Below are 24,083 nucleotides of genomic sequence, written 5' to 3'. Positions count from 1 at the left end.
GGCAGAAGCCCCCAAGGCTGCCGAATTCTGCTCCCTTCGGGGCTACTTGCCGGTCGGAACCGGCCGGAAAGCGATCGGCCCCGCCGGTCGAATGATCAACCGGCGGGGCCGAAACCGCTCACTGCTCACCGCTCACCCGGGACGGGTCAGACGGTGCTGAAGGACACGACCAGGTAGTTCCGGTCGTTGGCGGCCGCGCTCTTGCTGGGCTCGCTGATCATCTTCTCGGAGATGAACAGCCGGCCCTTCTCGTAGATGAACTCGGCGTAGTCGACGGAGAAGCTGGTCTCCGCCTCACGCACCTTCTCGGTGTCCGGGTTGACCATCAGCACGGTCTCCTCGAACGTCGAGCCGTTGATGGAGACGATCTGGCCGCCCTTGTCGTACGGGGGCCTCTTGTACGCGATGACGTTGGAGCCGTCCATGCGCAGCGGGGTGATGGTGTAGTCGTTGCCCGCGTCCGCCCTGCCGCCGACGAGCTTGCCGGTGGTGAGGTCGAAGGCGACGATCTCGTTGGTGTCGCCGTACTCCCCGGTGCCCTCGTGCTCCTCGGTCGGCACGTACAGCTTGTTGTTGCCGACGGCCAGGGACTGGCACGTCTCGACCTCGGTGGAACCGCACTTCGCGGCGTACTTGTCCGCGTCGGCGGAGATCCGGACGATGAGCTTGCCGGTGGCCGCGTCGATGGAGAAGAAGTCCGAGATGCCGCTGCCGTCACCGGCGGTGTCGCCGACGTCGGCCGCGACGACGAGCGGCTTCGTGGAGACGATGCTCGCGTAGTCCACACCGGCCGGCATGTTGTACGAGGAGATCGGGGCTCCGGTGGACGGGTTCAGGGCCTGGATGGTCAGCTGCGAGTTGTCGTAGTCGCCGCACCTGCGGACAACGGCGAGGGCCTCACCGCCGGCGTACCCGCGGTCGGAGCAGTTGTTCGCGTCGGTCTTCGGCCTCCACAGCTCGGCGCCGTCGGCGAGGCTGAACGCCGCGCCTCCGCTGGTGCCCCCGGCGGCCACCGTGGAGCCGCTGAGGGTGACCTCGTTGAAGCGGACCGGCTCGTCACCGCTGGAGTCGGAGGTGACGGACTTGTTCCACATCAGCTTGCCGGTGGCGAGGTCGAGCCCGCCGATCTGGTTGCAGGAGGGGTACTTGTCCGCCGCGGTGGGCTTGCCCTCCTGGAACGCGATCGCCGTCCTGAAGTCCTTGCTCATGTGCCGCGAGGCGGCGCAGACCTGACCGGGCAGCGGGATCGACCAGAGCTTGGTGCCCTTGGCGAGGTCGTAGCCGACGACCTCGTACACCCCGGTCTTCACGTACACCTTGTCGGTGACCCAGGAGCCGTCGACGACCGTGGTGTCGGTGACCTTGGGGTGCCGGAGCTGGAGGCCGAGCTCGGACTTGGTGTCGGCCGGGGCCTTCTCCGTGCCACCGGCCAGTCCGTCGCCCTCGCCGCCCTTGCCCTCGCCGCCGTCGGGGCCGGCCGAGGAGGCGTCGGTCCGCTTGTCACCGCCGTCACCGCCGCTGGAGGCGTAGATGACCCCGCCGCCGACGATCAGGACCACGGCGACCACGGCGGCGACGATGATCTGCATCCGGGTGTTGAACTTCTTGCCGCCGCCCGGCTGCTGGGCGGCGTACTGCGGGTGCATCGGCGCGGTCGGGTATCCGTACCCCTGCTGCGGGAAGCCGTAGCCGGGCTGCGTCGGAGGCTGCCCGGGCGGCGGCGCCTGCGGGTAGCCGTACGCGGGATTCTGCGGCGGCTGTCCGGGCGGGGGGCCCTGCGGAGCGCCGTACCCACCGGCCGGCGGAGGCGGCGGCGGGCTGCCGTAGCCACCGGCGGGCGGGGTGGGCGGCGCGGCCGGAGGCTGCTTGGTGAGACCGTCCGACGGCGGCGGGGTGGGCGCGCCGAATCCGCCGGGAGGCGGGTCCTGCGGGGCGCCGAACCCGCCCTGGGGCGGTTCGTTGGGGGGCTGGGGCGGCTGGGTCATGGCGTACGTACCTCTGGGGATTCCGGGAAGAGGAGGGGGCTGCGGTTGCCGGTGTCGGCCGTCACTTGCCGAAGGCCATCATGGTCGTCTGCTCCTTCTCCTCCTCGTCGGTGCCCGCACTGACGCGTGCGCTGACGACGAAGGAGCGGCCACCCTCATAGGCGATCTTGGACGAGAAGAAGTTCTCGATCCGGGTCGTCGAGTCCGGGTGCTGGAGCAGCACCTTGGGCGCGCCGCCGGTGGGCGCGATCGTCGCGATCGCCCCGCCCTTGTCGTACGACGGCTCCAGGTAGACCAGCACGTTGCCGCCCTCCATGCGCAGCGGCTTCATGGTGCGCTCGGCGGGGGCGGCGGCCTTCCACTTCGGCTTGCCGGTGTTGAGGTCGAAGGCGATGACCTTGTTGGTGCGGCCGGTGCCGCTGGTGTCGTCCTCGGTCATCATGTAGAAGCTGTTGGCGTCGGCGGCGAGGCCGGTGCAGCCTTCGAGCTGCTCACCGAAGATCGAGAAGTCGTGGCCGCAGTCGACGGAGAACTTGTCCTCCTTGTCACCGACCAGCTGCGAGCGGAGCGTTCCGTTCTCCTTGAGCGCGAGGATGGACCACTTCTTCTCCTCGCGCTGGGTCAGCGAGACCACGAGCGGGCTCACCGAGTAGACCTTGTCGACCTCCCAGCCGCGCTTGGGCTGGTAGGTCCACTTCGGCTTCCCGGTGGTCTGGTCGATCTCCTGGACCTGGTGCTGCGGGTTGTCCACGTCCGAGGTGCGGCAGCTGGACGCGGCGATCAGCTTGGGCCCTCCGGCGAAGGCGAACGGCTGGCAGTTGCCCGAAGGCTTGCCGAAAAGCTCGGAACCGTCGCTGACCCGGTAGGCGTTGGAGTTGCCGGTACGGCCGACGGTGACGGTGTCGCCGCTGATCGCCAGACCGATGTCGGACATCATGTCCCAGGTACCGGTCTTCTTGACGGCCTTCTTCCAGCCCGCCTTGCCCGTGTTGAGGTCGATCATCCGGAGCTCGGAGCAGTCGGCCTTGTCCGTGGTGCCGTTCTTCACCCCGATGACGATCTTGCCGTCGGCGGTGGCCGTCCCAGGGGCTGCGCACATGTCGGCGGGAAGCGGAAGGGTCCACTTCTCCTTGCCGTCGGCGACGGAGTAGCCGACGACCGAGCGGTACATGCCCTTGACGAGTGTGTCCCCGACGATCCACGGGCCGTAGACGTCCGCGCCGTTGCGCGGCAGGTCGAGGCCGTTCTTCGTGAGCCAGAGGACCTTCGCCTCGCCGTCCTTGCGCCCGGCGTTCAGGTCGTCGTTCGCCTCGCGGCCGTCACCCTTGCCGTCGCCCTGGTCGACACTCGCCGAGGCGCTCGGGTCCACGGGGGCGCCGCTGGGCTTGGCCACGGGCTTCTTCTCGCCGTCGTCGCTCCCGCTCGTCGCGAGGAAGATCCCGCCACCGACGACGAGGAGCAGGGCGACCGCCGCACCGATGACGACCGCGGGCTTGCCCTTGAGGGGGCCGCCGCCGGAACCACCGGGCGCGGGTGCGCCGGGGTACTGCTGCTGCGGGTAGCCGTAACCGCCGGGCGGCTGCTGACCGTACGGGCCGGGCTGCTGGCCATAGGGTCCGGGCTGCTGGGCGTACGGTCCGGCCGGTGCGCCGTAGGGGCCGGGCTGCTGGGCGTACGGTCCGGGTGCACCCTGCCCCGGGGCCTGCGGGTAGCCGTAGCCGGGCTGCGTGGCCGGGGCCTGCGGGTAGCCGTAACCGGGCTGCCCGGCGGGCGGTGTCTGCGGCGGGGCGGGCGGCATGTGCGGCGGAGGAGCCGTCGGGGGTGACTGCGGCTGGGGCGGCTGAGGGGTGTCCTGCGACTCCTCGGGAGCCCCGAAGCCTCCCTGCGGCGGTTGCTGGCTGGGTGGCTGCGTCATCAGCACGTCCCCCTTCGTGCGGTCCGGTGCCCGGTTCGTTCTCCCCCGCGATTCCGCTGGGCTGAATTCCCCTCGGAAAGGAGCGAATCGGGCATGGATTCCGCGGCGTCACGACAGTCGAGCGGGGCTTCTTTGTACCACCCGCTTCGCACAGGACAGCGATTCGGTCCAGCCCCGTTCCCAAGGGAGAACCGGCCTGTGATGCCGCTGTTACGCATGCGCCCGCGACCCTGCGACCCACGCACCGCTGACGTCACGTCAACTACACATCGGACGCGCCTACTTCACGGATCTCCTGATGGGTAGCGTCCCTTTTCGTCGCGATAGGTCCCGTTATCAACCCGCCCGAGACGGGTATCCACCTGCCGAGGACCAGCGGCGACGTGCACGCCCCTCCGGACGTCATGGGCGTTCCCCGGAGCCGGCGACGACATCGCCGCGCTCCCGGTCGTGCCTCGCCGGCGCAGGAGCCCCTCGTACGAGCATGGCTCCGCAGGTCACGCCGGGCCGGGCGGTCCCCCGTTCCCACCGCCCGCCCGGGCCGGACCGTCCCCGACGGTCAGGCCTCCTCGGCCAGTTCCAGCCAGCGCATCTCCAGCACGTCCCGCTCCGCGACCAGTTCACGCAGCTCGGCGTCGAGCGTGGCGACCTTCCCGAAGTCGGTGGCGTTGTCGGCGATCTGCGCGTGCAGCGCCGTCTCCCTGGTCGACATCTTGTCGAGCTGACGCTCCACCTTCTGGAGCTCCTTCTTCGCGGCCCGAGCAGCCTGCGGCGAGACGGCCTCGGCCGGCGCCGCCTTCGGCGCCGAGGACCCCGCGGCGGAGGCGGGCGTCGCCACCTCCTCCATGCGCTGCCTGCGCTCGATGTACTCGTCGATACCGCGCGGCAGCATCCGCAGCGCCCGGTCGCCGAGGAGGGCCATCACCCGGTCCGTGGTCCGCTCGACGAAGAACCGGTCGTGGGAGATCACGATCATCGACCCGGGCCAGCCGTCGAGGAGGTCCTCCAGCTGGGTCAGGGTCTCGATGTCCAGGTCGTTGGTCGGTTCGTCGAGGAAGAGGACGTTGGGCTCGTCCATCAGCAGGCGCAGGATCTGAAGCCGCCGCCGCTCGCCACCGGAGAGGTCGCCCACCGGCGTCCACTGCTTCTCCTTGGCGAAGCCGAACTGCTCGCAGAGCTGGCCCGCCGTCATCTCACGGCCCTTGCCGAGGTCGACGCGGTCGCGCACCTGCTGGACGGCCTCGAGCACCCGCAGGTTCGGGTTGAGCTCGGTGACCTCCTGCGAGAGGTAGGCGAGCCGGACCGTCTTGCCGACCACGACCTTCCCGGCCGCGGGCTGTACGTCGCCCTGGCTGCGGCACGCCTCCTCGAGCGCCCTGAGCAGGGAGGTCTTGCCCGCGCCGTTGACGCCGACGAGGCCGATACGGTCGCCGGGGCCGAGCTGCCAGGTGAGATGGGTGAGCAGGGTCTTGGGCCCGGCCTGGACGGTCACGTCCTCCAGGTCGAAGACGGTCTTGCCGAGCCGCGCGTTGGCGAACTTCATCAGCTCGCTGGTGTCGCGCGGGGGCGGCACATCGGCGATCAGCTCGTTGGCCGCCTCGATGCGGTAGCGCGGCTTGGAGGTGCGCGCGGGTGCGCCCCGGCGCAGCCAGGCCAGCTCCTTGCGCATCAGGTTCTGCCGCTTGGACTCCTCGGTCGCGGCGATCCGCTCCCGCTCGGCCCGGGCGAACACGTAGTCGCTGTAGCCGCCCTCGTACTCGTGGACCGAGCCGCGCTGCACGTCCCACATGCGGGTGCAGACCTGGTCGAGGAACCACCGGTCGTGGGTCACGCAGACGAGCGCGGAGCGCCGGGTCCGCAGGTGCCCGGCCAGCCAGGAGATGCCCTCGACGTCGAGGTGGTTGGTGGGCTCGTCGAGGACGATCAGGTCCTGCTCGGCGATGAGCAGCTTGGCCAGCGCGATCCGGCGCCGCTCGCCGCCGGAGAGCGGGGCGATGACGGTGTCGAGGCCGTGCTCGAAGCCGGGGAGGGCGAGGCCGCCGAACAGGCCGGTCAGCACGTCCCGGATCTTGGCGCTGCCCGCCCACTCGTGGTCGGCGAGATCGCCGATGACCTCGTGCCGGATGGTGGCGTCCGGGTCCAGCGAGTCGTGCTGGGTCAGGACGCCGAGTCGCAGCCCGCCGTTGTGGGTGACCCGGCCGGTGTCGGCGTCCTCCAGCTTGGCGAGCATCCGGATGAGCGTCGTCTTGCCGTCGCCGTTGCGGCCGACGACGCCGATCCGGTCGCCCTCGGACACCCCGAGGGATACACCGTCGAGCAGGGCACGGGTGCCGTACACCTTGCTGACCTGCTCGACATTGACCAGATTGACGGCCATTTCACTCCTGCCTCGGGGATCCCTGCGTCGGGGACCGCTCGACGTCCCAGAGTAGTCGCCGCGCGGGGTGCGATAGCGTGCGGCGATCGATCATGGGGAGTAACCCCAGGTCGGAGCGGTGCGGAACATCTCCGGGGTGGGGACTTGATGATGCGCGACACGATGCGAACCTGCATACCGGCGGTCCTGGCGGCAGCGGTACTGGCGGGCTGTTCGGCGCCGTCCGGGAGCCGCACGGTGACGGACACGGACACGGGGAAGAACGGGGACAGCGCCCCCGCGAGAGCCGCTGACAGCGCCCCGGCGACGAAGGGCGGCACGCTCGGCGGCCCGGGCTCGGCCTGTGAGCTGCCGGTGACCTTCGACCTGGCGGCGGGCTGGAAGCCGCAGGCCGTCGAGGTGGACCCCGGCTCCGAGCTCGCGGAACCGGGCCGGCAGGGCTCGGCCACGATGGTCTGCGAGATCGACGCCAAGCCCGCCGGGAACATCGGCTACCTCCGGGTCTGGCAGGGCAGGGTGTCCGAGGCGGACCCGCGCGCGGCGCTGGAGGACTTCGTGGCGGGCGACGAGAACGCCACCGGGGCCGCCTACGAGGAGACCGAGGCGGGGGCGGAGGTCACCTACACGGTGGACGTCGAGCTGCTGGACGAGCGGAAGCAGGAGCGCGCCTTCGCGGTCGCCACCCCGAAGGGCCCGGTGGTGGTGCACCTGGGCGGGCTGGACTCCACGGAGCACCGGGAGATGCTCCCGGCGTACGAGTTGGCGAAGAAGTCCCTGAGGCTGGGCTGAGAGCCGGCGCCCAGCCCCGCGGACTCCTGTGCCTACAGGATGTCGTACAGATCGAGGAGGACACCGTGCGGACCATGACCCAGGAGACGGCCTGCCTGCTGCGGACCCTGAGAACGCGCGCCGGCTGCTCGCTTCGACGGACCTTCTGGAAGCAGGCGTAGGCACCCTGCGGGAACTGGCGGGATGAGGTTCGGGGCGGGCGGTCACCGTCCCGCCCGCTCCACGAGCAGCCAGCCGCCGAGCGCCATGACGACGGCTGCCGGGGCACTGACGTGCACGGCGATCAGCAGTGCGGTGCGCCCTTCGAGCAGGCCCGCGTAGCCGACCATGGACAGCCCCAGCACACCCAGCAGGGCGAGCGTCACGCCGACCGCCGAGACGGGTCCCGAGCCCTTGCCCCGGGCCGGGAGTACGGCGGAGACGGGCCGTTCGAAGGTGCGGAAGACGGCGACCAGGACCGCGGTGATCCCGACGGCGGCCGCGATCCGCACCGGAACCTGTGCCCACCAGGCCCCGGTGGCCGGCTCGGGCAGCGGGACGTCGAGGGCGAGCATCGCCCCGTACACGCCGAGCATGGCGGTGAGGTGCCACAGGAACGCGGTCATCGCGACGCCGTTGGCAGCCACCACCGCGCGCCAGACGCGGGGCCCGGCCACCAGCCGGGCCCCGGGAGCGCGCAGCAGTTCCACCGCGCCGACGAGCCAGAGGCCGTGGCAGAGCAACGCGAGGGTGGGCGGCGCCATGTTGCTGATCCGCTCGCCGGGCATCCCGACCATGGACAGCGGATACGGGCCGAGGGCCACCAGCGCGACGGCGGAGGCCAGTCCGGCCCCGGCGAGGACCGCGGGCCGGCGGATGCGGTCGTCGGCGCGCAGGAAGCCGAGCTGGTGCACGGCGAGCCAGACGAACGCGAAGTTGAGGAACTCCAGGTACGGCACACCGGCGGCGAACCGCAGTACGTCGACCGCGGCCGCGGCGCCCGCGAGTGCGGCGAACACGCCCCAGCCGTAGCGGTCGTGCAGCTTCAGCAGCGGCGGGGTGAACGCGACCATCGCCAGGTAGATCCCGATGAACCAGAGCGGCTGGGTCACCAGCCGGAGCGTGACACCGGTCAGCCCGCCTCCCCCGCCGAGCAGTTGGACGACGAGGGCGGCAGCGCCCCACACCAGGACGAAGACCAGGGTGGGTCGCAGCAGCCGCTGCAGCCTGGCCCGGAGGAACGCCGAGTAGACGGAGTCGGTGGATCCCTCGGGGCGCCTGCGGAGCAGCGAACGGCAGGACAGCGCGTGGGAGAAGCCGCCGACGAAGAAGAACACCGGCATGATCTGGAGTACCCAGGTGAGCAGTTGGAGCCCGGGGACGACGGCGAGGAGGTTGCCGATCCCGTCGGAGGTGACGGCGGCCATCAGCCAGTGGCCCAGCACGACCGTGCCGAGCGAGGCGACGCGCAGCAGGTCGATGTAGCGGTCCCGGGTGGCGGGCGTCGCCCCGGCCAGTTCACGAACACTTGATCCCATACGGATACGGTCGCGCCACGCGCCCGGAGGCGGCAGCGCGACCGTACTCAATCGCCGTCTGAGTACCGGCGGTCAGACGACCGTGGCACCCGGCGCCGGGGACACCGCGACCCGGGCCGTGCGGCAGGTACCCGAGGTCAGCAGCGCGTCGGCCACCTTCCGCGCCGACTCCGAGTCGGCCACCAGGAACGCCGTGGTCGGCCCGGATCCCGAGACCAGCGCGGCGAGCGCGCCCGCGGCGGTGCCCGCCGCGAGGGTGCCGGCCAGGGAGGGCCGCAGGGAGAGTGCCGCGGGCTGGAGGTCGTTGCTCAGGGCTTCCGCGAGTGCGGTGGCGTCACCCTTGCGCAGCGCGCCGAGCAGCGCGGGCGACGCGGCCGGTCCGGGGACGTCCGTACCGGCGGTGAGGCGGTCGAACTCGCCGTACACGGCCGGGGTGGAGAGCCCGCCGTCGGCGACCGCGAACACCCAGTGGAAGGTGCCTCCGACGTCGACCGCGGTCAGCCGCTCACCGCGTCCGACGCCGAGGGCCGCCCCGCCGACCAGGCTGAACGGCACGTCGCTGCCCAGCTCGGCGCAGATCGCGAGCAGTTCCTCGCGGGTGGCGCCGGTGGACCACAGGGCGTCGCAGGCCAGCAGCGCGGCGGCGCCGTCGGCGCTGCCGCCCGCCATGCCGCCCGCGACGGGGATGTCCTTGGCGATGTGGATGTGCACGTCGGGTGCGATGCCGTGTCGGGCCGCCAGGGCGATCGCCGCGCGGGCCGCGAGGTTCGTGGCGTCGAGCGGGACCTGGGCGGCGTCCGGCCCCGAGCAGGTGACGCGCAGCGCGTCGGCGGGCGTGACGGTGACCTCGTCGTACAGGCCGACGGCGAGGAAGACGTTCGCCAGGTCGTGGAAGCCGTCGGGGCGTGGGGCGCCGACGGCGAGCTGGGCGTTGACCTTGGCGGGCACGCGGACGGTGACGCCGCGGCTCATGCGGAGGGCTCCGGCTTGTTCTCGGCGATGGCGGCGAACTCCTCGACGGTGAGCGCCTCGCCCCTGGCCTGCGGCGAGATCCCCGCCGCGACCAGGGCCTGCTCGGCGGCGGGCGCGGAGCCCGCCCAGCCGGCCAGGGCCGCGCGCAGCGTCTTGCGGCGCTGGGCGAAGGCGGCGTCCACGACGGCGAAGACCTCGGCCCTGCTCGCGGTGGTGCGGACCGGCTCCGCGCGCCGTACCAGGGAGACCAGCCCGGAGTCGACGTTCGGCGCGGGCCAGAACACGGTGCGGCCGATGGAGCCGGCGCGCTTGACGTCGGCGTACCAGTTGGCCTTGACCGAGGGCACTCCGTAGACCTTGTTGCCGGGCCTGGCGGCCAGCCGGTCGGCGACCTCGGCCTGCACCATGACGAGTGTGCGCTCGATGGTCGGGAAGCGCTCCAGCATGGTCAGCAGCACCGGTACGGCGACGTTGTAGGGAAGGTTGGCGACCAGCGCGGTCGGCGCGGGGCCGGGCAGCTCCTTCACCAGCATCGCGTCGGAGTGGACGAGGTCGAACCGGCCTGCCCGCGCCGGCAGGCGGGCGGCGACCGTGGCAGGCAGGGCGCCCGCGAGCACGTCGTCGATCTCCACCGCGACGACCCGGTCGGCCGCCTCCAGCAGGGCCAGGGTCAGCGAGCCCAGACCGGGGCCGACCTCGACCACCACGTCGTCGGGCCGCACCTCGGCGGTCCTCACGATCCTGCGGACCGTGTTGGCGTCGATGACGAAGTTCTGGCCGCGCTGCTTCGTCGGGCGTACGCCCAGCGCTGCGGCCAGCTCGCGGATGTCTGCGGGGCCCAGGAGGGCGTCGGGCTCTGTGGTGCTCACCCGTCAAGCCTAAGGCCGCCGTGGGAGGAGGAGCCCGCCACCACCCGGCACGGGCGCGGGCCCACGCGCCTCCCGGCGGACGACGACCTCGTCGCCGTCGTCGAGTCCGGTGCCGGGTGCGGGGGCGACGACGTCACGGGCGCCGACGGTGACGCCCTCGGAGTCGAGGAGTTCCCCGACGTCGTCCGCGAAGGTGTGCAGGGTGCGTGACGTCCCGTCGACGCTGACGTGCACGGCCTTGTCCTGGGCGAGGAACGCCGCGGTGCCGCCCGCGAGGACGGCGACCACCAGGGCACGCGGTACGAGCCGCCGCAGGCTCGCGGGGGCGCCGCGGTCCCGCCGGGCGGCCCGGTGCGCACCCGGCCTGCGCGCGGCGGGCGCGACCCGTGCGGGCGCCGGGCGCGGCACGAGCGGGGTGTCCAGCAGCGTCGGATCGTGCACCGGGGTGCGGCCCGGCCACAGCGCGGCGACGATCGTCCGCTCCTCGTGGAGGGAGCGCGGCGGCGCCGGTGGCGGGGCCTGGGCCGTACGCCGACTACCGCGCGGTGCGCGGTGACTGCCCTGTGATTGGCCCACGACGCTCCAGAAGCTCCGGCCCTGCCGACCCCGTTGCGCGGGCACGATATCCGAGGTTCCGCCACGTCGCGAAGTCGCACGATTACCGAACGTGGTGGATGGGTGGCAGCCGGAGCCGGCCGCGGTCAGAAGTCGAAAGCGCGCGCCGTGTTGTCGTAGACGGCCGCCGCCAGGGTGTCCTCGTCGACGCCCCGCACCTCGGCCATGGCGCGGAGCGTGACCGGGATGAGATAGGGCGCGTTGGGCCGCCCGCGGTAGGGGGCGGGGGTGAGGAAGGGCGCGTCCGTCTCGACGAGCACCAGCTCCGCCGGGGCGACGGCCAGCGCGTCGCGCAGCGGCTGGGCGTTCTTGAAGGTGACGTTGCCGGCGAACGACATGAAGTAGCCGGCCGCCGCGCAGATCCGGGCCATCTCGGCGTCCCCGGAGTAGCAGTGGAAGACGGTCCGCTCCGGTGCGCCCGCGTCGGCGAGGACGCGCAGCACGTCCGCGTGGGCCTCCCGGTCGTGGATGACCAGGGCCTTGCCGTGCCGCTTGGCGATCTCGATGTGCGCCCGGAAGGACTCCTCCTGCGCGGCGATGCCCTCGGGCCCCGTACGGAAGTGGTCGAGGCCGGTCTCGCCGACCGCGCGTACGTGGCCGAGGGCGGCCAGCGCGTCGATCTCGGCGAGCGCCTCGTCGAGTGCCGCCCTGCCGCCCGGATCGCGGGCCCCCTGCCTTGCCGAGCCCTCCGGGTCGCCGTGCACGATGCGCGGGGCCTCGTTGGGGTGCAGGGCGACGGAGGCGTGGACGGACGGGTGGGCGGCGGCGGTCTCGGCGGCCCAGTGCGAGCCCTTCACGTCGCATCCCACCTGGACGACGGTGGTGACGTTGACCGCCGAGGCCCGGGCCAGGGCCTCCTCGACGGTTCCGTCCTGCATGTCCAGGTGGGTGTGCGAATCGGCGACCGGAACCCGGAGGGGTTCGGGGAGCGGCGGGGCTTCGGTACGGCTCATGCCCACGACTCTACGAGGACACGGCCGCCCGCCGGCTCCGGTGGTGGCCTCCGGAGGTCACCGCCGGTGGAAGGGGCGCAGCAGGTCCGAGAGGTGCCAGTGGTGCGGTTCCGGCCCTGGTGCCCGGACGGCGGCGACGGCCATCTCCTCGGAGGCCTTCTCCTGACCGGTCTTCTTGGGCCGCGCGGTCTGCTGGGGCCGGAGCAGCTGCTGGACGGTGGAGACCCGGCCGGCCCGCATGATCCGGACCACGTGGCCGCCGCACTTGGTGCAGGTGGGGGTGGAGAGGGGCGAGGGCACGCGTAGTCCGTCCGCCTTGTAGACCACGAAGGCGTTGCCCGAGCCGTCGACGTGGTGCTCTATCTCGTAGGCCTGTTCCCAGCCGTGTCCGCACCGCATGCAGGCGAAGGCGTACGCCTCGTGCACGGTGCCCGCTGTGATCTCACTCATGCCTGCTCCCTTGTCCGTGGACAAGCACTCCGGCCAAGCTCTCCGGACGGTGCGTCCCACCCCCAAGTGGACGCCTTCACGGGCCGCGGCGCACCAGGTCTGCCGAGTGTTGGAACGGTCTTGGCCGATCCGTGGACAAAAGGCGCGGAAAGCGGCCCGGGCTTTACATTTCAGGCTAGTCCCTTGCCCTCCGCCTGGCCGGTCCGAGCCGCGTTCTTTGCCGCGACCACCGCATCGAACACCTCGCGCTTGGGCAGCCCGGTCGCCGCGGCGACCGCGGCGATGGCCTCCTTGCGCCGCTCCCCCGCCTCCTCGCGCACCTGCACCCTGCGCACCAGCTCGGCGGCGTCGAGCCCCTCGTTCCCCGAGTCCGTCGCGCCCTCGACCACGACGGTGATCTCGCCGCGCACCCCCTCGGCCGCCCAGAGGGCCAGATCGCCCAGGGGACCGCGCTTCACCTCTTCGTACGTCTTGGTCAGCTCTCGGCACACGGCCGCCCTGCGGTCCGCGCCGAAGACCTCGGCCATCGCGGCCAGGGTGTCGTCCAGCCGGTGCGGCGCCTCGAAGAAGACCATCGTGCGGCGCTCGTCCGCGACCTCGCGGAGCTTCCCGAGCCGCTCCCCCGCCTTGCGCGGCAGGAAGCCCTCGAAGCAGAACCGGTCCACGGGCAGCCCGGACAGGGCGAGCGCGGTGAGCACGGCCGAGGGGCCCGGTACGGCGGTCACCCTGATGTCCTGCTCCACGGCGGCGGCCACCAGCCGGTAGCCGGGGTCGGAGACGGAGGGCATCCCGGCGTCCGTGACGAGCAGGACCCGCGCGCCGCCGGCCAGCGCCTCGACGAGTTCGGGCGTACGCGCCGACTCGTTGCCCTCGAAGTAGGAGACGACACGCCCCGTCGTGCGGATGCCCAGCGCCTGGGTGAGCCGGCGCAGCCGCCGGGTGTCCTCGGCGGCGACGACGTCGGCCGTCTCCAGCTCGGCGGCGAGCCGTGGCGGGGCGTCCGCCACGTCGCCGATGGGGGTCCCTGCGAGTACGAGCGTTCCAGTCGATCCAGTCACATCGGCCATCCTCCCAGCACGGGCGGCACCACTCGCACAGATGCGTTCCCTACGATGGCGCGGTGACGAGTACTGCGCCCGAAGCCCAGCAGGGCAACGACGCCGGGGATCACACCGGCGACCAGCCGCCTTCCTGGCAGCAGCGGCTGCGCCGCTTCGGCCATGCCCCACGGCCGGAGACGGGGCTGCGCGAGCGCCTGGTCCCGCCGTACACCCGCCCGGGCGGACAGTTCTGGAACGTGCTCGCGGTGCCTCCGGCGGTGGCCGGCCGCCTGGTGCGGTGGTCCGCCTGGGGCGGTCCGCTGCTGGTGGCGCTGGTCGCCGGGGCGCTGCGGTTCTGGAACCTGGGCAGCCCGAAGGCGGTGATATTCGACGAGACGTACTACGCCAAGGACGCCTGGGCGCTCATCAACCAGGGGTACGAGGGCGCTTGGCCCAAGGACATCGACAAGCGGATCCTCGCGGACCCGTCCTCGGTCGACATCCCGGTGGACCCGGGCTACGTCGTCCATCCCCCGGTCGGCAAGTGGATCATCGGGATCGGCGAGCAGCTCTTCGGCTTCACCCCGTTCGGCTGGCGCTTCATGGTGGCGCTGCTCGGCACCCTCTCGGTCCTGATGCTGTGCCGCATCGGCCGCCGGCTCTTCCGCTCGACGTTCCTGGGCTGCCTGGCGGGGACCCTGCTGGCCGTGGACGGGCTGCACTTCGTGATGAGCCGCACCGCGCTGCTCGACCTGGTGCTGATGTTCTTCGTGCTGGCCGCCTTCGGCTGCCTCCTGGTCGACCGCGACCGGTCGCGCCGCAGGCTGGCCGGCGCGCTCCCGGTCGACGAGGAGGGCCTGCTGCGTCCGGACGCCCACATCGCCGAGACGCTGCGCCTCGGTTGGCGGCCGTGGCGGATCGCGGCCGGCCTGATGCTCGGCCTGGCCTTCGCCACGAAGTGGAACGGGCTGTACATCCTGGCCGCGTTCGGCGTGATGGCGGTGCTCTGGGACGTCGGCGCCCGGCGCACGGCGGGCGCCGTACAGCCGTACCGGGCCGTGGTCCTGCGGGACCTGCTGCCCGCGTTCGTCTCCACCGTGCCGGTCGCGATCGGCACGTACCTCCTGTCGTGGACCGGCTGGATCGTCACGGACAAGGGGTACTACCGCAACTGGGCGGCCACCGAGGGCAAGGGCGGCAGCTGGACCTGGCTGCCGGACTGGCTGCGCAGCCTGTGGCACTACGAGAACCAGGTCTACGAGTTCCACGTCGGCCTGACCTCCGGCCACACCTACCAGTCCAATCCGTGGAGCTGGATCGTGCTGGGCCGCCCCGTCTCGTACTTCTACGAGGAGCGGACGGGCTGCCTCACGTCCGAGACCAACAAGTGCGCCAGCGAGGTCCTCGCGCTCGGCACCCCCCTCCTGTGGTGGGCGGCGTGCGTGGCGCTGCTGTACGTCCTGTGGCGCTGGTTCTTCCGGCGCGACTGGCGGGCGGGCGCGATCGCGTGCGGGGTGGCGGCGGGCTGGGTGCCCTGGTTCTTCTACCAGGAGCGGACGATCTTCCTCTTCTACGCGGTCGTGTTCGTGCCGTTCCTGTGCCTGGCCGTCACGATGATGATCGGGGCCCTCATCGGCCCCGCGGCCGGCGCGGGCACCGGGCAACGCCTGGGCCGCGCCACCACGGACCCCACGGGCGAACGCAGACGCATGCTGGGTGCGATCGCGGCGGGGGTGCTGGTGCTGCTGATCATCTGGAACTTCGTGTACTTCTGGCCGATCTACACGGGCATGTCGATCCCGGACACCGCCTGGCGCGACCGGATGTGGCTGGACACCTGGGTGTAGTGGCGGGCAACCGCGAGGGAGGGCAAGCCCGTCGGGGCGTGCCCTCCCTCTTCGCGTCCGGCACCGGAAAGCGCTCTCGGAGTGCGCATCGCGGTCCCGTAACAACCACCTCACGCTCCCCCGCTGTCACGTAGAGTGCGAGCGACAGCCCTCTTGAACGCGTTCAAGAGGGACTCCTGGGGAGGGGACCGCGCAATGCGCAGTGGAGCGAGAGTCGCCGTGGTGGGCGGGGTGTTCGTGCTGGTGACCGGAGGGCTCGGGTACGGCGCGTACAGCGTGCTACTGGGTGGCGACGCGGCCGGTGGCACGGAGAACGCCTCCGCGTCCTCCGAGGTGAGGACCGGGCCACCGGACAGAGAGGAAATAGAGCGGACGGCGAAGGACTTCCTCGCGGCATGGGCGTCCGGCGAAGCCGCGACGGCCTCGCTGCTCACGAACAACGAGGCGGTCGCCGAACCCCTGCTGACCGGCTTCGCCGAGGACGCCCACGTCACGAAGGCGGTCATCACCCCGGGCCCCGCGGTCGGCACGAAGGTGCCGTACACCGTGAAGGCGACGGTGGTCTACGAAGGGCGGACCAAGCCCTGGTCGTACTCCTCCGATCTGACCGTGGTGCGCGGTCTGACCACGGGCAAGGCGCTCGTCGACTGGCAGCCCACGGTGATCCATCCGCAGCTCACCGAAGGGGCGGTGCTGAAGACCGGCGAGTCGTCGACCGCCGCGATCGAGGCCGTCGACCACGACGGCAAGGTGCTGGACAAGGAGGACTACCCGTCGCTCGGGCCGGTCCTCGACACCCTGCGCGAGAAGTACGGCGACACCACCGGCGGCTCCCCGGGCATCGAGACCTGGGTCGAGCCCGCCGACGAGCAGCTGCCGGCCACCACCCTGCTGACGCTCGCCAAGGGGAAGCCGGGCAAGCTGCGGACGACCCTCGACGCGGACGCGCAGGCGGCGGCCGAGAAGGCGGTCAAGCAGTTCAGCGGGGCCTCGGTGGTGGCCGTCAAACCGTCCACCGGCGCGATACGCGCGGTCGCCAACAACCCGGCCACCGGCTTCAACGCCGCGATGCAGGGCACCCAGGCACCCGGTTCGACACTGAAGATCGTGACCGCGGCGATGCTCCTGGAGAAAGGCCTCGTCTCGGCGAACGGCCCCACGGAGTGCCCCAAGGAGGTCATGTACCAGGGCCGTACGTTCCACAACCTGGACTACTTCGAGCTGCCCGACTCCAGCAGCTTCGGCACCAGTTTCGCCCGCTCCTGCAACACCGCCTTCATCAAGCTGATCGACGACACGCACGACGAGGCGGCGCTGCCGAAGGAGGCCCGGGACGTCTTCGGGATCGGCCTCGACTGGAAGACCGGCGTGGTCTCCTTCGACGGCAGGGTGCCCGAGGAGACCGGCGGCGAGGCGGCTGCCCAGTACATAGGCCAGGGCACCGTCCAGATGAACGCGCTCAACATCGCGTCCATCACGGCCACCGCCCGCACAGGGACGTTCCACCAGCCCGTGATCGTCCCGCGGTCCCTGGACGACCGCCAGGTGGCCACCGCGTCCCGCCCACTGTCGCCGAACGTCACGCAGCAGCTGAACGACATGATGCGGGCCACGGCCTCCTGGGGCACCGGCAAGGCCGCCATGGCCTCCGTGGGCGGCGACAAGGGCGCCAAGACGGGCTCGGCGGAGGTCGACGGGCAGGGCACGTCCAACAGTTGGTTCACCGGCTTCAGCGACGACCTGGCAGCCGCTGCGGTCGTCCAGTCAGGCGGCCACGGCGGGGACGCCGCGGGCCCGGTGGTGGCCGCGGTGCTGCGCGCGGGGTCGTAGCGGGGCCCGGCTCGCGGGAGCCTGGCACGGGACCGCCGCGCACTGGACCGCGGCGCACGGGACCGCTGCACGCCCTCTCGCGGGACGAGACGCGGTCCACGCCTTGGACGAGGCCCTGGACGAGGCTCTGGACCAGGAGACCGCTCCGGGCCGGAAGCCGATCAGGCCTCCGGCCCGCGCTGTTTCCCGGTGTCCCCCCGCCCGCGCCGCCGCCGCGAGGCGACCGCCTCGGGGTCGATGTCCGGACGGGACCAGTGCGCCGCGAGCGCCAGGCTGGTCGCGCGGCCGTCCGCGACGTGCTCGTGCGCCAGGCTCGCCGCGAGGTCCGCGTCCCGGGCGGCGATGGCCTCGTACATGCGCTCGTGCTCCGCGCGCTGCTGGGCCGGGTCGCGCTCCGCCGTCAGCCGGAACAGCCGGTGCATACGCGCCCCAAGAGGGCGCATCACCGCGCTGAGCAGCGCGTTCGCCGCCAGCTCGACGATGTCCGTGTGGAAGGCCGCGTTGGCGGCGGCGATCGCCGCACGGTCGTGCGCGCGGGTCGCGGCACGGGCCGCGTCGAGGCCCGCCGCCAGCCGTGCCAGCCCGTCCTCGTCCGCCCGCTCCGCAGCCAGCCGGGCCGCGAGCGACTCCAGCGACTCGCGTACGTCGAAGAGGTCGCGCACGTCCGCCGGGGTGAAGGGCGCCACCAGCGCGCCCCGGTGCGGAACCAGCAGCACCAGCCCGTCCGCCGCCAGGAGCCGCAGCGCCTCGCGCAGCGGGATGCGCGAAACCTCCAGCTCCGCGGCCAGGTCGCGCTCGACGAGCCTTTCCCCCGGCTGGAGTTCGACCTCGATGATGCGCCGCCGCAAGGTCTCGTACGCGTGGTCGCGGAGCGAGGGGCGTCCCCCGTCGGCCGGTCGGGCTGCTGTCACCAAGGCTCTTCCTCCGCTGTCGGACGGGTCCCACCGTAAGCGGAGCGACCCGTCCGCGGGCCGGCACTTGCGCAGTGTGCCGGACCGGGGGTGACGACGGGCACGGGTACCGGAATAGCTGTGGTGTGCACGCGGTCCCGTTCAGTAGCGTGCGGGGCATGAGCACTTCCGACACCACCCCGGGCCCGGCCCCGTCCCTCGCGCACCCCCTCTTCGCCGAAGCCCTGCGGGAACTGGGCCTCGACGTGGAGGTACGCCGCTTCCCCGAGGCCACGCGCACCGCGACCGAGGCCGCGGCGGCCGTGGGCTGCGAACTGAGCCAGATCGTCAAGTCCCTGATCTTCGAGGCGGACGGTGTGCCGGTCCTGGTCCTGATGGACGGCTCCTCGCGGGTGGACGTGGACCTCGTGCGGGACGAGCTGGGCGCCGGGAAGGTCGAGCGGGCCCGGGCCGGCCTCGTCCGGGAGACCACCGGGTACGCGATCGGCGGCGTACCGCCCTTCGGCCATCGCACGAAGACCCGTGTGCTGGCCGACCGGGGGCTTCTGGGTCACCCGGTGGTGTGGGCCGCCGCCGGCGATCCGCACACCGTCTTCCGCCTCGATCCGGCCACCCTGGTCGAGCTGGCGGGCGGCTCCCTGGTGGACGTACGAGAGCGGAGCGCGTGACCCCCCTGGTGGTGGCGGCCGTCCTGGGCGCCGCGATCACGCACGCCGGCTGGAACGCCATCGCCCACGCCATACGGGACCAGTTGCTCTCCTTCACCCTGATCTCCGGCGGAGGGGCACTGATCGGAGGCCTGCTGGCCTGCCTCGCACCGCTTCCCGCAAGCGGTGCCTGGCCGTACCTGCTCGCTTCGGCCGGCCTGCACGTGGCGTACATGCTGCTGCTGATGCGCTCGTTCACCCTGGGCGACTTCGGCCAGATGTATCCGATCGCCCGGGGCACGGCCCCGCTGGTCGTGACGGTGCTGGCCGCCGTGTTCGTCGGGGAGCGCCCGGACGGCTGGGCGACGGCGGGCGTGGCGGTGGCCTCGGCGGGGCTCGTCGGGCTGGCGCTGTGGGGCATCCGGGGTGCCGGCGAGCGCCCCCACCGGCCGGCGGTGCTGGCGGCCCTGGCGACGGGGCTGGCCATCGCCGGGTACACCACGGTCGACGGAGTCGGGGTGCGTGCCTCGGGGACGCCGATCGGCTACATCGGCTGGCTGATGACCGTGCAGGGCGTGGTCATCCCGGCCTACGCCTACCTGCGCAGGAGGGATGAACTGCTGCCCGCCCTAAGGCCGTTCGCCGCACGGGGACTCCTGGGCGCGGGCCTGTCGGTCTCCGCCTACGGTCTCGTCCTGTGGGCGCAGACGAGGGCGCCCCTCGCTCCGGTCGCCGCGCTCCGGGAGTCCTCGGTCAAGCTTCGTTCATACAGTAATAACTGAGCTGCTCAGAGGTGCTGAGCCCAACCGACTCTGTCTCTCGCGTATTTGCCCCACGCTGAATCGCTGGTCCTTGGCCCTTTGATCTGCTGGGCTTGGCCTCATGAAGACCGCTGCTGCCGACCGCCCGTCGGCGACCTACGACCGCATCGGCATGGGATACAGCGGCGTCCGACGTCCTGATCCCGCCTGCACGCGTTGATCGGCAAGACCCGAACCATTTGTCAATGTGGGTGCCGGCACTGGTTTTTATGAACCGGAGGATGCCGACGTGACAGCTGTCGATCCCTCTCAAGTCATGCTCGGCCAACACCCTGGGAGGCCAGTCAAACCATGTTGGTGCGACAAGCCAGCGCTGGTTAGGGAATCGGATGGGGCACTGCTTATCTCTCGGCGCTGTGCGTAGCGCCTCGGTGAAACCATCTTGATCGCGCTCACTCAATTATCCGATTTAGGCATGCGCCAGCATCAGAACGCCATGACGGTTTGCTCACTGGACTTCTCTGTTTCTCCCTCAACCCACCTAGTGATTACCCGCCATTGAGACGCTACGCCCATGTGCATGAACAAAGGAAAGACGATATCGGAATCCGGCAACAAACTTTCGATCACCTGATCCTCAAACTTTTCCGGAGGCTCTCCAGGGCCGATTGCTTCGATTGCTACTTCCAGATTTTTGGCCTCAACGTTTCCAATATTCTTGACTACTAGACGTTCTCGTCGATTCCTATACCTCATCTTCCCCTTACGGTCAATTTCGGCTTCGCGGTCGTACTCATATTTGGTACGGAGAACTGCACCGACATCCAGTGCAGGCGCGCTCGATTTCTGAGCCCCCCCGACCAGGTCCCGAACATCGCTCTCCAAGGCCATACGCACCTTGGCTGTCAGATCCTCTAGCGATGCATATGTGCCGTACAGAACTGTCTCGCCGATGCGCTCCCTGAATTCCCTAAGCTCAGCATACTTCTCGATATCGAGATCCGGAGGAAGCGGTGTTTCTGAGAAGTAAATATGAACGGGGGTGCCCCGTTCGTGGCTCCTTTCAATTTCCTCGACGCTACCGGAAACGGCCCGGTTGGTTGGAACCCCCAGGCGAGTATGAAACAACCCGATCACAATATCGGCCTGGTCTACGAGTTGCCTATTCAAAATATCTTGCGGGTCTTCACCCGCCATGCCTGGAACTGCGCTGTTTTCCCAGCGCAGTGGCATTAGAATTACCTTTTCAGCGCGCGACCTGTCTAGGTTCCAACTCCAGATGGAGCGTTCGATAGCATCACGTGCATCTCGAGTATCCCTCGGCGAAGCGATGAAAACGTTCAGGACCATGGCTTCATAGCTCATAGCGTATCCCCTAAACAGCGGGTCAAGTGGTCGAGAAACTGAAGGAGTTTCAGCTACAGTACGCAGAGAAATGCTTGCACTTCCGGTAGATTAACTAGGTGTGCATCCTTGGGGTGAATGAGAATTGTGAGTTTCTTACTGACTAGCTGCTGACGCGAGTGAGATATGAAAGACAAAAGGATCATACGCAAGAGAACTTCGCGGTCCAGGTGGTTGATTCTGGCCATCTCAGTACCAATAACGGGCATTGCCACGGGAGCCCTTTGGCCTGCCGTATCTATGCTATTCCACAGACGATCCAGACTCCGCCATACGTAATCTACCGAAGACCTAACAGTCAAGTCGTTTCGCATTCGCCCATAGGCCACACAAAAATAGCGACGTTCAGGCGTACCAAGAATAGCAACAGCACCGATGGGATACCTATTAAGTTTCCCCCTAGGTTTGTTTTGGCGGGCCTCAGTAAAAACAGGAGAGACGCCGGCTAGCGATTCCCTTAGGTCGTGGTCAAGTTGTACTAAATCGTTGTTGTAGATTCGCTTTTGGAACTGCCCTTGCACACTCTTATGGGATATGACTACCCCGTCTGTGGAATCAGTGTCGAAAACGTCATTAAAGCCGATTACCAGATGACCCGGCTCATCAAAAAGATCGCCAACCTTGACTTCGACGGAAACCTGCGGCCGCTGGAAATCCCGACTTATCTGTTGCCGAGGGAGAGACGTACCAATGCCTATCGCGACTGACAAAGAGATCACTACAACGAGCGTTGTTCCTCTAGGTACTATCGAATTCGGCCACAAGGCAAGGTAAAGCTGTGGAACGGTAGCAAGAATGCCGAACGCTACTACGATTCTTCCTGCAACCTGACGCCACCAACTGCGACTCGTAAGAAGTCCGCTAATCAATTCAGAGACTTCCTCAGGCTAGGTGGAATGCTTCCCACGTGTCCTTGCTTTGGGCATCGAGAGGTACGCCGTTTTCTGCTTCGAAACTTTCCGCGTACTCGTAACCTGCACTGTCGATAGCTTCTTTCCAAAGTTCGGCCTTTTCGACTGCTAGGCGCACTGCGGGATGGCCTGGGTTGGGAGCGACCGTTCCGCTCTCCTCGTTTACTTCTATCTCTCTTTTCTCAATGGCTTCCCTTGCTTCTTCCCAATCGATTCGGTAGTCCCGCCCCCAGGAGACCACGTAGAGGATGGTCGAGCGAGTTGCCCAGTCGAGTTTCTTGAGGGCGACCCTTAGTTCACTCGCTGCCATTTCCAACCCTTCGTCTTCAGGAGCTTGAGAGGGGGAAGGCGCGACGAATCCTGCTACTTTCTGTGAACCTGCGTGATTTTTCTTTCGAGTAATGGTTGACCTGGGCTGTCGGTCTGTATTCCAGTGTAGTTGCGTAGCCGTGGTCTTTTTGAAGGTCGAAACCGCTTCTCTCCAAGTGCGCAAGGTCAGGGATATTCCTGGAACAGCATCTAGCATTTCATGGATTTCGTCGAATACGTCATCCACTTCAGACTCTGCACCCAAAACGCCCATCTGTACGTTGCCGATGGCGTGCACAGCCTCGCTTATCGTCAGGGGCGGCACTACTAGGGGGTACGTCGGCTTGCCAAGCGCCCACGCGCCCCCCAATTCCATTAGACAGTAAGGTCTAGTCAAAAAGTTGCGCGTGATCACCTCGATCACCAGAGCAGACTCCGCAAGGGTGGTCTGAAGGTGTTGAAGTACGTTCTTCCCTGCAGGAATACCAGTTGATTTAACCGTAGACAGGAATATTCTTTCGCTCGGCACGCCTCCGAGCAGCAGGCAGTTCTTTATGTCGGCAGCCAGTTTGGCGTCAGCTGATGCGTGGCTGATAAATACCTTACTGCGCACAGAAGTTGTCTCGACTTTCCCGGAAGGTGCTTGCCCTGCCTGCGGATCTACTTCAAGGGACGGATGCGTGAATTTGAAGAACTGTGCGGCCTGGGTCAGTACTTGATCAGCCCTCCCTTGGGCCTCTGCTTCTCGGATCGCAGCATTGATTTTCGATTTCTTACTAGCCATTCTGCCGGCACGATGGTATGCGGCTCCAAGCTGATAAGCCATGAAAAAGCTTTCGCTCTCCGAACCGGGTAACTCGGCCATTAATGCCACAAGTTGTAGTTGGAGCGTCCCAGACCACCTGCAATCCATGCACTGATCGTACTGCTGCGGGCTGTGCTTGTCCCCGTCTTCGTCGCGTACTACGTCTTTCGGTACGGTCATGTAAGTCCGACGCACGCTGGGTTGGTCGCCTGTGAGCGTGCGGCTGGTTGATCGCGCGACTAGGGGAGCTGGTACGGGCATGGCGGTTGACGCTGCTCGGTCGGATGAGGGGTTCACGTCGGAGAGGGCTGCGTGGGTGATGCGTGCTGCGTGCCGGTCGGCGGGGCTGGATGACGGGAGCGCAGAGCTGATCCGGTTCGGGGAGAATGCTCTGTTCCGTCTGGCGTCAGCGCCCGTGGTCGTGCGTGTGGCGCGGGGGGAGGAGTGGCTACCCAAAGCGCGTATCGAGGTGGCGGTGTCGCGGTGGTTGGCGGGTGAGGGCTTCCCCGGGGCCCGCATCCTCGATGACCTCGAACAGCCGCGCGTGGTCGACGGTCACCCGGTGACGTTCTGGCATCTCATCCGTGAGGGTGACCGCAAGGCAACGTACGGGGAGCTGGGCGGCATCCTTCGGGATCTCCACTCGATGACGTTGCCGGCTGGGGTGGCGTTTCCCTCGTTCGATCCCTTCGGCAAGCAAGAGCTTCGGATTGGGCGGGCCCCGATCCCGGAGGATGACCGGGCCTTCTTGCGAAAGCGCTGGGCTGAGCTGCGTGATCAGTTCGAAGAGCTGAGCTTCGAGACTCCCAAGGGTCCTGTTCATGGTGACGCCCACGTGCAGAACCTCATGGTGGACGAACGGGGTCAAGTCATCCTGATCGACTTCGAGGCGTTCTGCTTCGATCATCCGGAGTGGGACCTGATGGTCACAGCCACGGAGCATCACAGCCTTAGGTGGCAGACGGACGAGCAGTACGCCGACTTCGTGCGGGCCTATGGGCGGGACCTGTATGACTGGCCCGGCTATGACACGCTCCGTCGGCTCCAAGAGTTCGGCATGACGACCTGGCTGATGCAGAACGTGCGGGAGGACGAGAGGACGGCTGCCGAGTACCGCCGGCGCGTCTCAGCCCTGCGTAACGACGATGCGCCTCGGGACTGGCGGCCGTGGTAGTT

19 protein-coding genes and 2 pseudogenes are annotated in these 24,083 nt (G+C 69.0%); 7 read left to right on the top strand and 14 right to left on the bottom strand.

Annotated elements, in window-relative coordinates:
* Window positions 1-146: 146 nt before the first annotated feature.
* From AB0I83_RS20465 to AB0I83_RS20455, 3 genes are all read right to left on the bottom strand, one after another.
* On the bottom strand, window positions 147-1,985 hold the full coding sequence (locus AB0I83_RS20465) for a PQQ-binding-like beta-propeller repeat protein (protein WP_363305613.1): 1,839 nt from the start codon (window positions 1,983-1,985) through the stop codon (window positions 147-149).
* Window positions 1,986-2,046: 61 nt separating this feature from the next.
* Window positions 2,047-3,900 carry a PQQ-binding-like beta-propeller repeat protein gene (locus tag AB0I83_RS20460; RefSeq protein WP_363305612.1) on the bottom strand — a complete coding sequence of 618 codons (1,854 nt, stop codon included), beginning with the start codon at window positions 3,898-3,900 and terminating at the stop codon, window positions 2,047-2,049.
* A 559-nt stretch (window positions 3,901-4,459) separates the two neighbouring features.
* On the bottom strand, window positions 4,460-6,277 hold the full coding sequence (locus AB0I83_RS20455; protein WP_356536083.1) for an ABC-F family ATP-binding cassette domain-containing protein: 1,818 nt from the start codon (window positions 6,275-6,277) through the stop codon (window positions 4,460-4,462).
* Window positions 6,278-6,427: 150 nt separating this feature from the next.
* On the opposite strand from AB0I83_RS20455, the gene AB0I83_RS20450 reads away from it, so the two are divergent.
* Entirely contained in the window at window positions 6,428-7,066 is a 639-nt protein-coding gene (locus tag AB0I83_RS20450; RefSeq protein ID WP_363305681.1) for a lipoprotein, read from the top strand.
* 203 nt (window positions 7,067-7,269) lie between these two features.
* On the opposite strand, the gene AB0I83_RS20445 is transcribed toward AB0I83_RS20450, so the two are convergent.
* The 7 genes and pseudogenes from AB0I83_RS20445 to rsmI form a co-directional block, all read right to left on the bottom strand.
* Window positions 7,270-8,583 (bottom strand): acyltransferase, encoded by a 1,314-nt coding sequence (locus AB0I83_RS20445; RefSeq protein ID WP_363305611.1) that lies wholly within the window; start codon window positions 8,581-8,583, stop codon window positions 7,270-7,272.
* A gap of 72 nt (window positions 8,584-8,655) precedes the next feature.
* Window positions 8,656-9,555, bottom strand: coding sequence for a 4-(cytidine 5'-diphospho)-2-C-methyl-D-erythritol kinase (locus AB0I83_RS20440; protein ID WP_363305610.1), 900 nt, complete (start codon window positions 9,553-9,555; stop codon window positions 8,656-8,658).
* Window positions 9,552-10,424: a 16S rRNA (adenine(1518)-N(6)/adenine(1519)-N(6))-dimethyltransferase RsmA gene (gene rsmA / locus AB0I83_RS20435; protein ID WP_356841676.1), complete on the bottom strand. Its 873-nt coding sequence runs from the start codon at window positions 10,422-10,424 to the stop codon at window positions 9,552-9,554. Before rsmA ends, AB0I83_RS20440 begins: the two co-directional genes overlap by 4 nt.
* 75 nt (window positions 10,425-10,499) lie before the next feature.
* A pseudogene (locus AB0I83_RS20430) lies at window positions 10,500-10,850 on the bottom strand (ubiquitin-like domain-containing protein); the annotation flags it as partial.
* Between the two features lie 275 nt (window positions 10,851-11,125).
* Complete coding sequence (locus AB0I83_RS20425) at window positions 11,126-11,992, bottom strand: TatD family hydrolase (protein ID WP_356841678.1); 867 nt, start codon at window positions 11,990-11,992, stop codon at window positions 11,126-11,128.
* A gap of 57 nt (window positions 11,993-12,049) precedes the next feature.
* On the bottom strand, window positions 12,050-12,442 hold the full coding sequence (locus AB0I83_RS20420; protein WP_363305609.1) for a hypothetical protein: 393 nt from the start codon (window positions 12,440-12,442) through the stop codon (window positions 12,050-12,052).
* Between the two features lie 170 nt (window positions 12,443-12,612).
* Window positions 12,613-13,509 carry a 16S rRNA (cytidine(1402)-2'-O)-methyltransferase gene (gene rsmI, locus AB0I83_RS20415; RefSeq protein WP_356841680.1) on the bottom strand — a complete coding sequence of 299 codons (897 nt, stop codon included), beginning with the start codon at window positions 13,507-13,509 and terminating at the stop codon, window positions 12,613-12,615.
* Between the two features lie 53 nt (window positions 13,510-13,562).
* On the opposite strand from rsmI, the gene AB0I83_RS20410 reads away from it, so the two are divergent.
* Window positions 13,563-15,329 (top strand): phospholipid carrier-dependent glycosyltransferase, encoded by a 1,767-nt coding sequence (locus AB0I83_RS20410; RefSeq protein WP_363305608.1) that lies wholly within the window; start codon window positions 13,563-13,565, stop codon window positions 15,327-15,329.
* A gap of 195 nt (window positions 15,330-15,524) precedes the next feature.
* The gene (locus AB0I83_RS20405; protein ID WP_363305606.1) at window positions 15,525-17,159 is read left to right on the top strand and encodes a penicillin-binding transpeptidase domain-containing protein; all 1,635 of its coding nucleotides are present in this window, start codon (window positions 15,525-15,527) and stop codon (window positions 17,157-17,159) included.
* Between the two features lie 161 nt (window positions 17,160-17,320).
* Here AB0I83_RS20405 and AB0I83_RS20400 read toward each other — a convergent pair whose 3' ends face one another.
* A complete protein-coding gene (locus AB0I83_RS20400) occupies window positions 17,321-18,070 on the bottom strand; it encodes a GntR family transcriptional regulator (RefSeq protein WP_363305605.1) in 750 nt (249 codons plus the stop codon).
* A 158-nt stretch (window positions 18,071-18,228) separates the two neighbouring features.
* On the opposite strand from AB0I83_RS20400, the gene AB0I83_RS20395 reads away from it, so the two are divergent.
* Together AB0I83_RS20395 and AB0I83_RS20390 are read left to right on the top strand one after the other, a co-directional pair.
* Window positions 18,229-18,738, top strand: a complete 510-nt coding sequence (locus tag AB0I83_RS20395; RefSeq protein ID WP_356535179.1) for a YbaK/EbsC family protein — start codon at window positions 18,229-18,231, stop codon at window positions 18,736-18,738.
* Window positions 18,735-19,472 (top strand): annotated as a pseudogene (locus tag AB0I83_RS20390) (EamA family transporter); the annotation flags it as partial. The gene AB0I83_RS20395 and the pseudogene AB0I83_RS20390, both read left to right, overlap by 4 nt.
* Before the next feature lie 492 nt (window positions 19,473-19,964).
* Here AB0I83_RS20390 and AB0I83_RS20385 read toward each other — a convergent pair.
* Both AB0I83_RS20385 and AB0I83_RS20380 read right to left on the bottom strand, forming a co-directional pair.
* Entirely contained in the window at window positions 19,965-20,843 is an 879-nt protein-coding gene (locus AB0I83_RS20385; RefSeq protein ID WP_363305604.1) for a hypothetical protein, read from the bottom strand.
* Between the two features lie 53 nt (window positions 20,844-20,896).
* Window positions 20,897-21,466, bottom strand: a complete 570-nt coding sequence (locus tag AB0I83_RS20380) for a macro domain-containing protein (protein WP_363305680.1) — start codon at window positions 21,464-21,466, stop codon at window positions 20,897-20,899.
* Here AB0I83_RS20380 and AB0I83_RS20375 point away from each other — a divergent pair.
* Window positions 21,410-21,589 (top strand): hypothetical protein, encoded by a 180-nt coding sequence (locus AB0I83_RS20375; protein ID WP_363305687.1) that lies wholly within the window; start codon window positions 21,410-21,412, stop codon window positions 21,587-21,589. The two genes, AB0I83_RS20380 and AB0I83_RS20375, sit on opposite strands and share 57 nt — an antisense overlap.
* Before the next feature lie 175 nt (window positions 21,590-21,764).
* On the opposite strand, the gene AB0I83_RS20370 is transcribed toward AB0I83_RS20375, so the two are convergent.
* Complete coding sequence (locus AB0I83_RS20370) at window positions 21,765-23,087, bottom strand: toll/interleukin-1 receptor domain-containing protein (protein ID WP_363305603.1); 1,323 nt, start codon at window positions 23,085-23,087, stop codon at window positions 21,765-21,767.
* 79 nt (window positions 23,088-23,166) lie between these two features.
* Here AB0I83_RS20370 and AB0I83_RS20365 point away from each other — a divergent pair, with 79 nt between their 5' ends.
* Window positions 23,167-24,081 (top strand): aminoglycoside phosphotransferase family protein, encoded by a 915-nt coding sequence (locus tag AB0I83_RS20365; protein WP_363305602.1) that lies wholly within the window; start codon window positions 23,167-23,169, stop codon window positions 24,079-24,081.
* Window positions 24,082-24,083: the final 2 nt, after the last annotated feature.

Origin of the sequence: Streptomyces sp. NPDC049970, from assembly GCF_040660235.1 — a bacterium.
Classification (GTDB): Bacteria; Actinomycetota; Actinomycetes; order Streptomycetales; family Streptomycetaceae; genus Streptomyces.
This window is presented reverse-complemented; position numbering and strand designations above follow the sequence as displayed.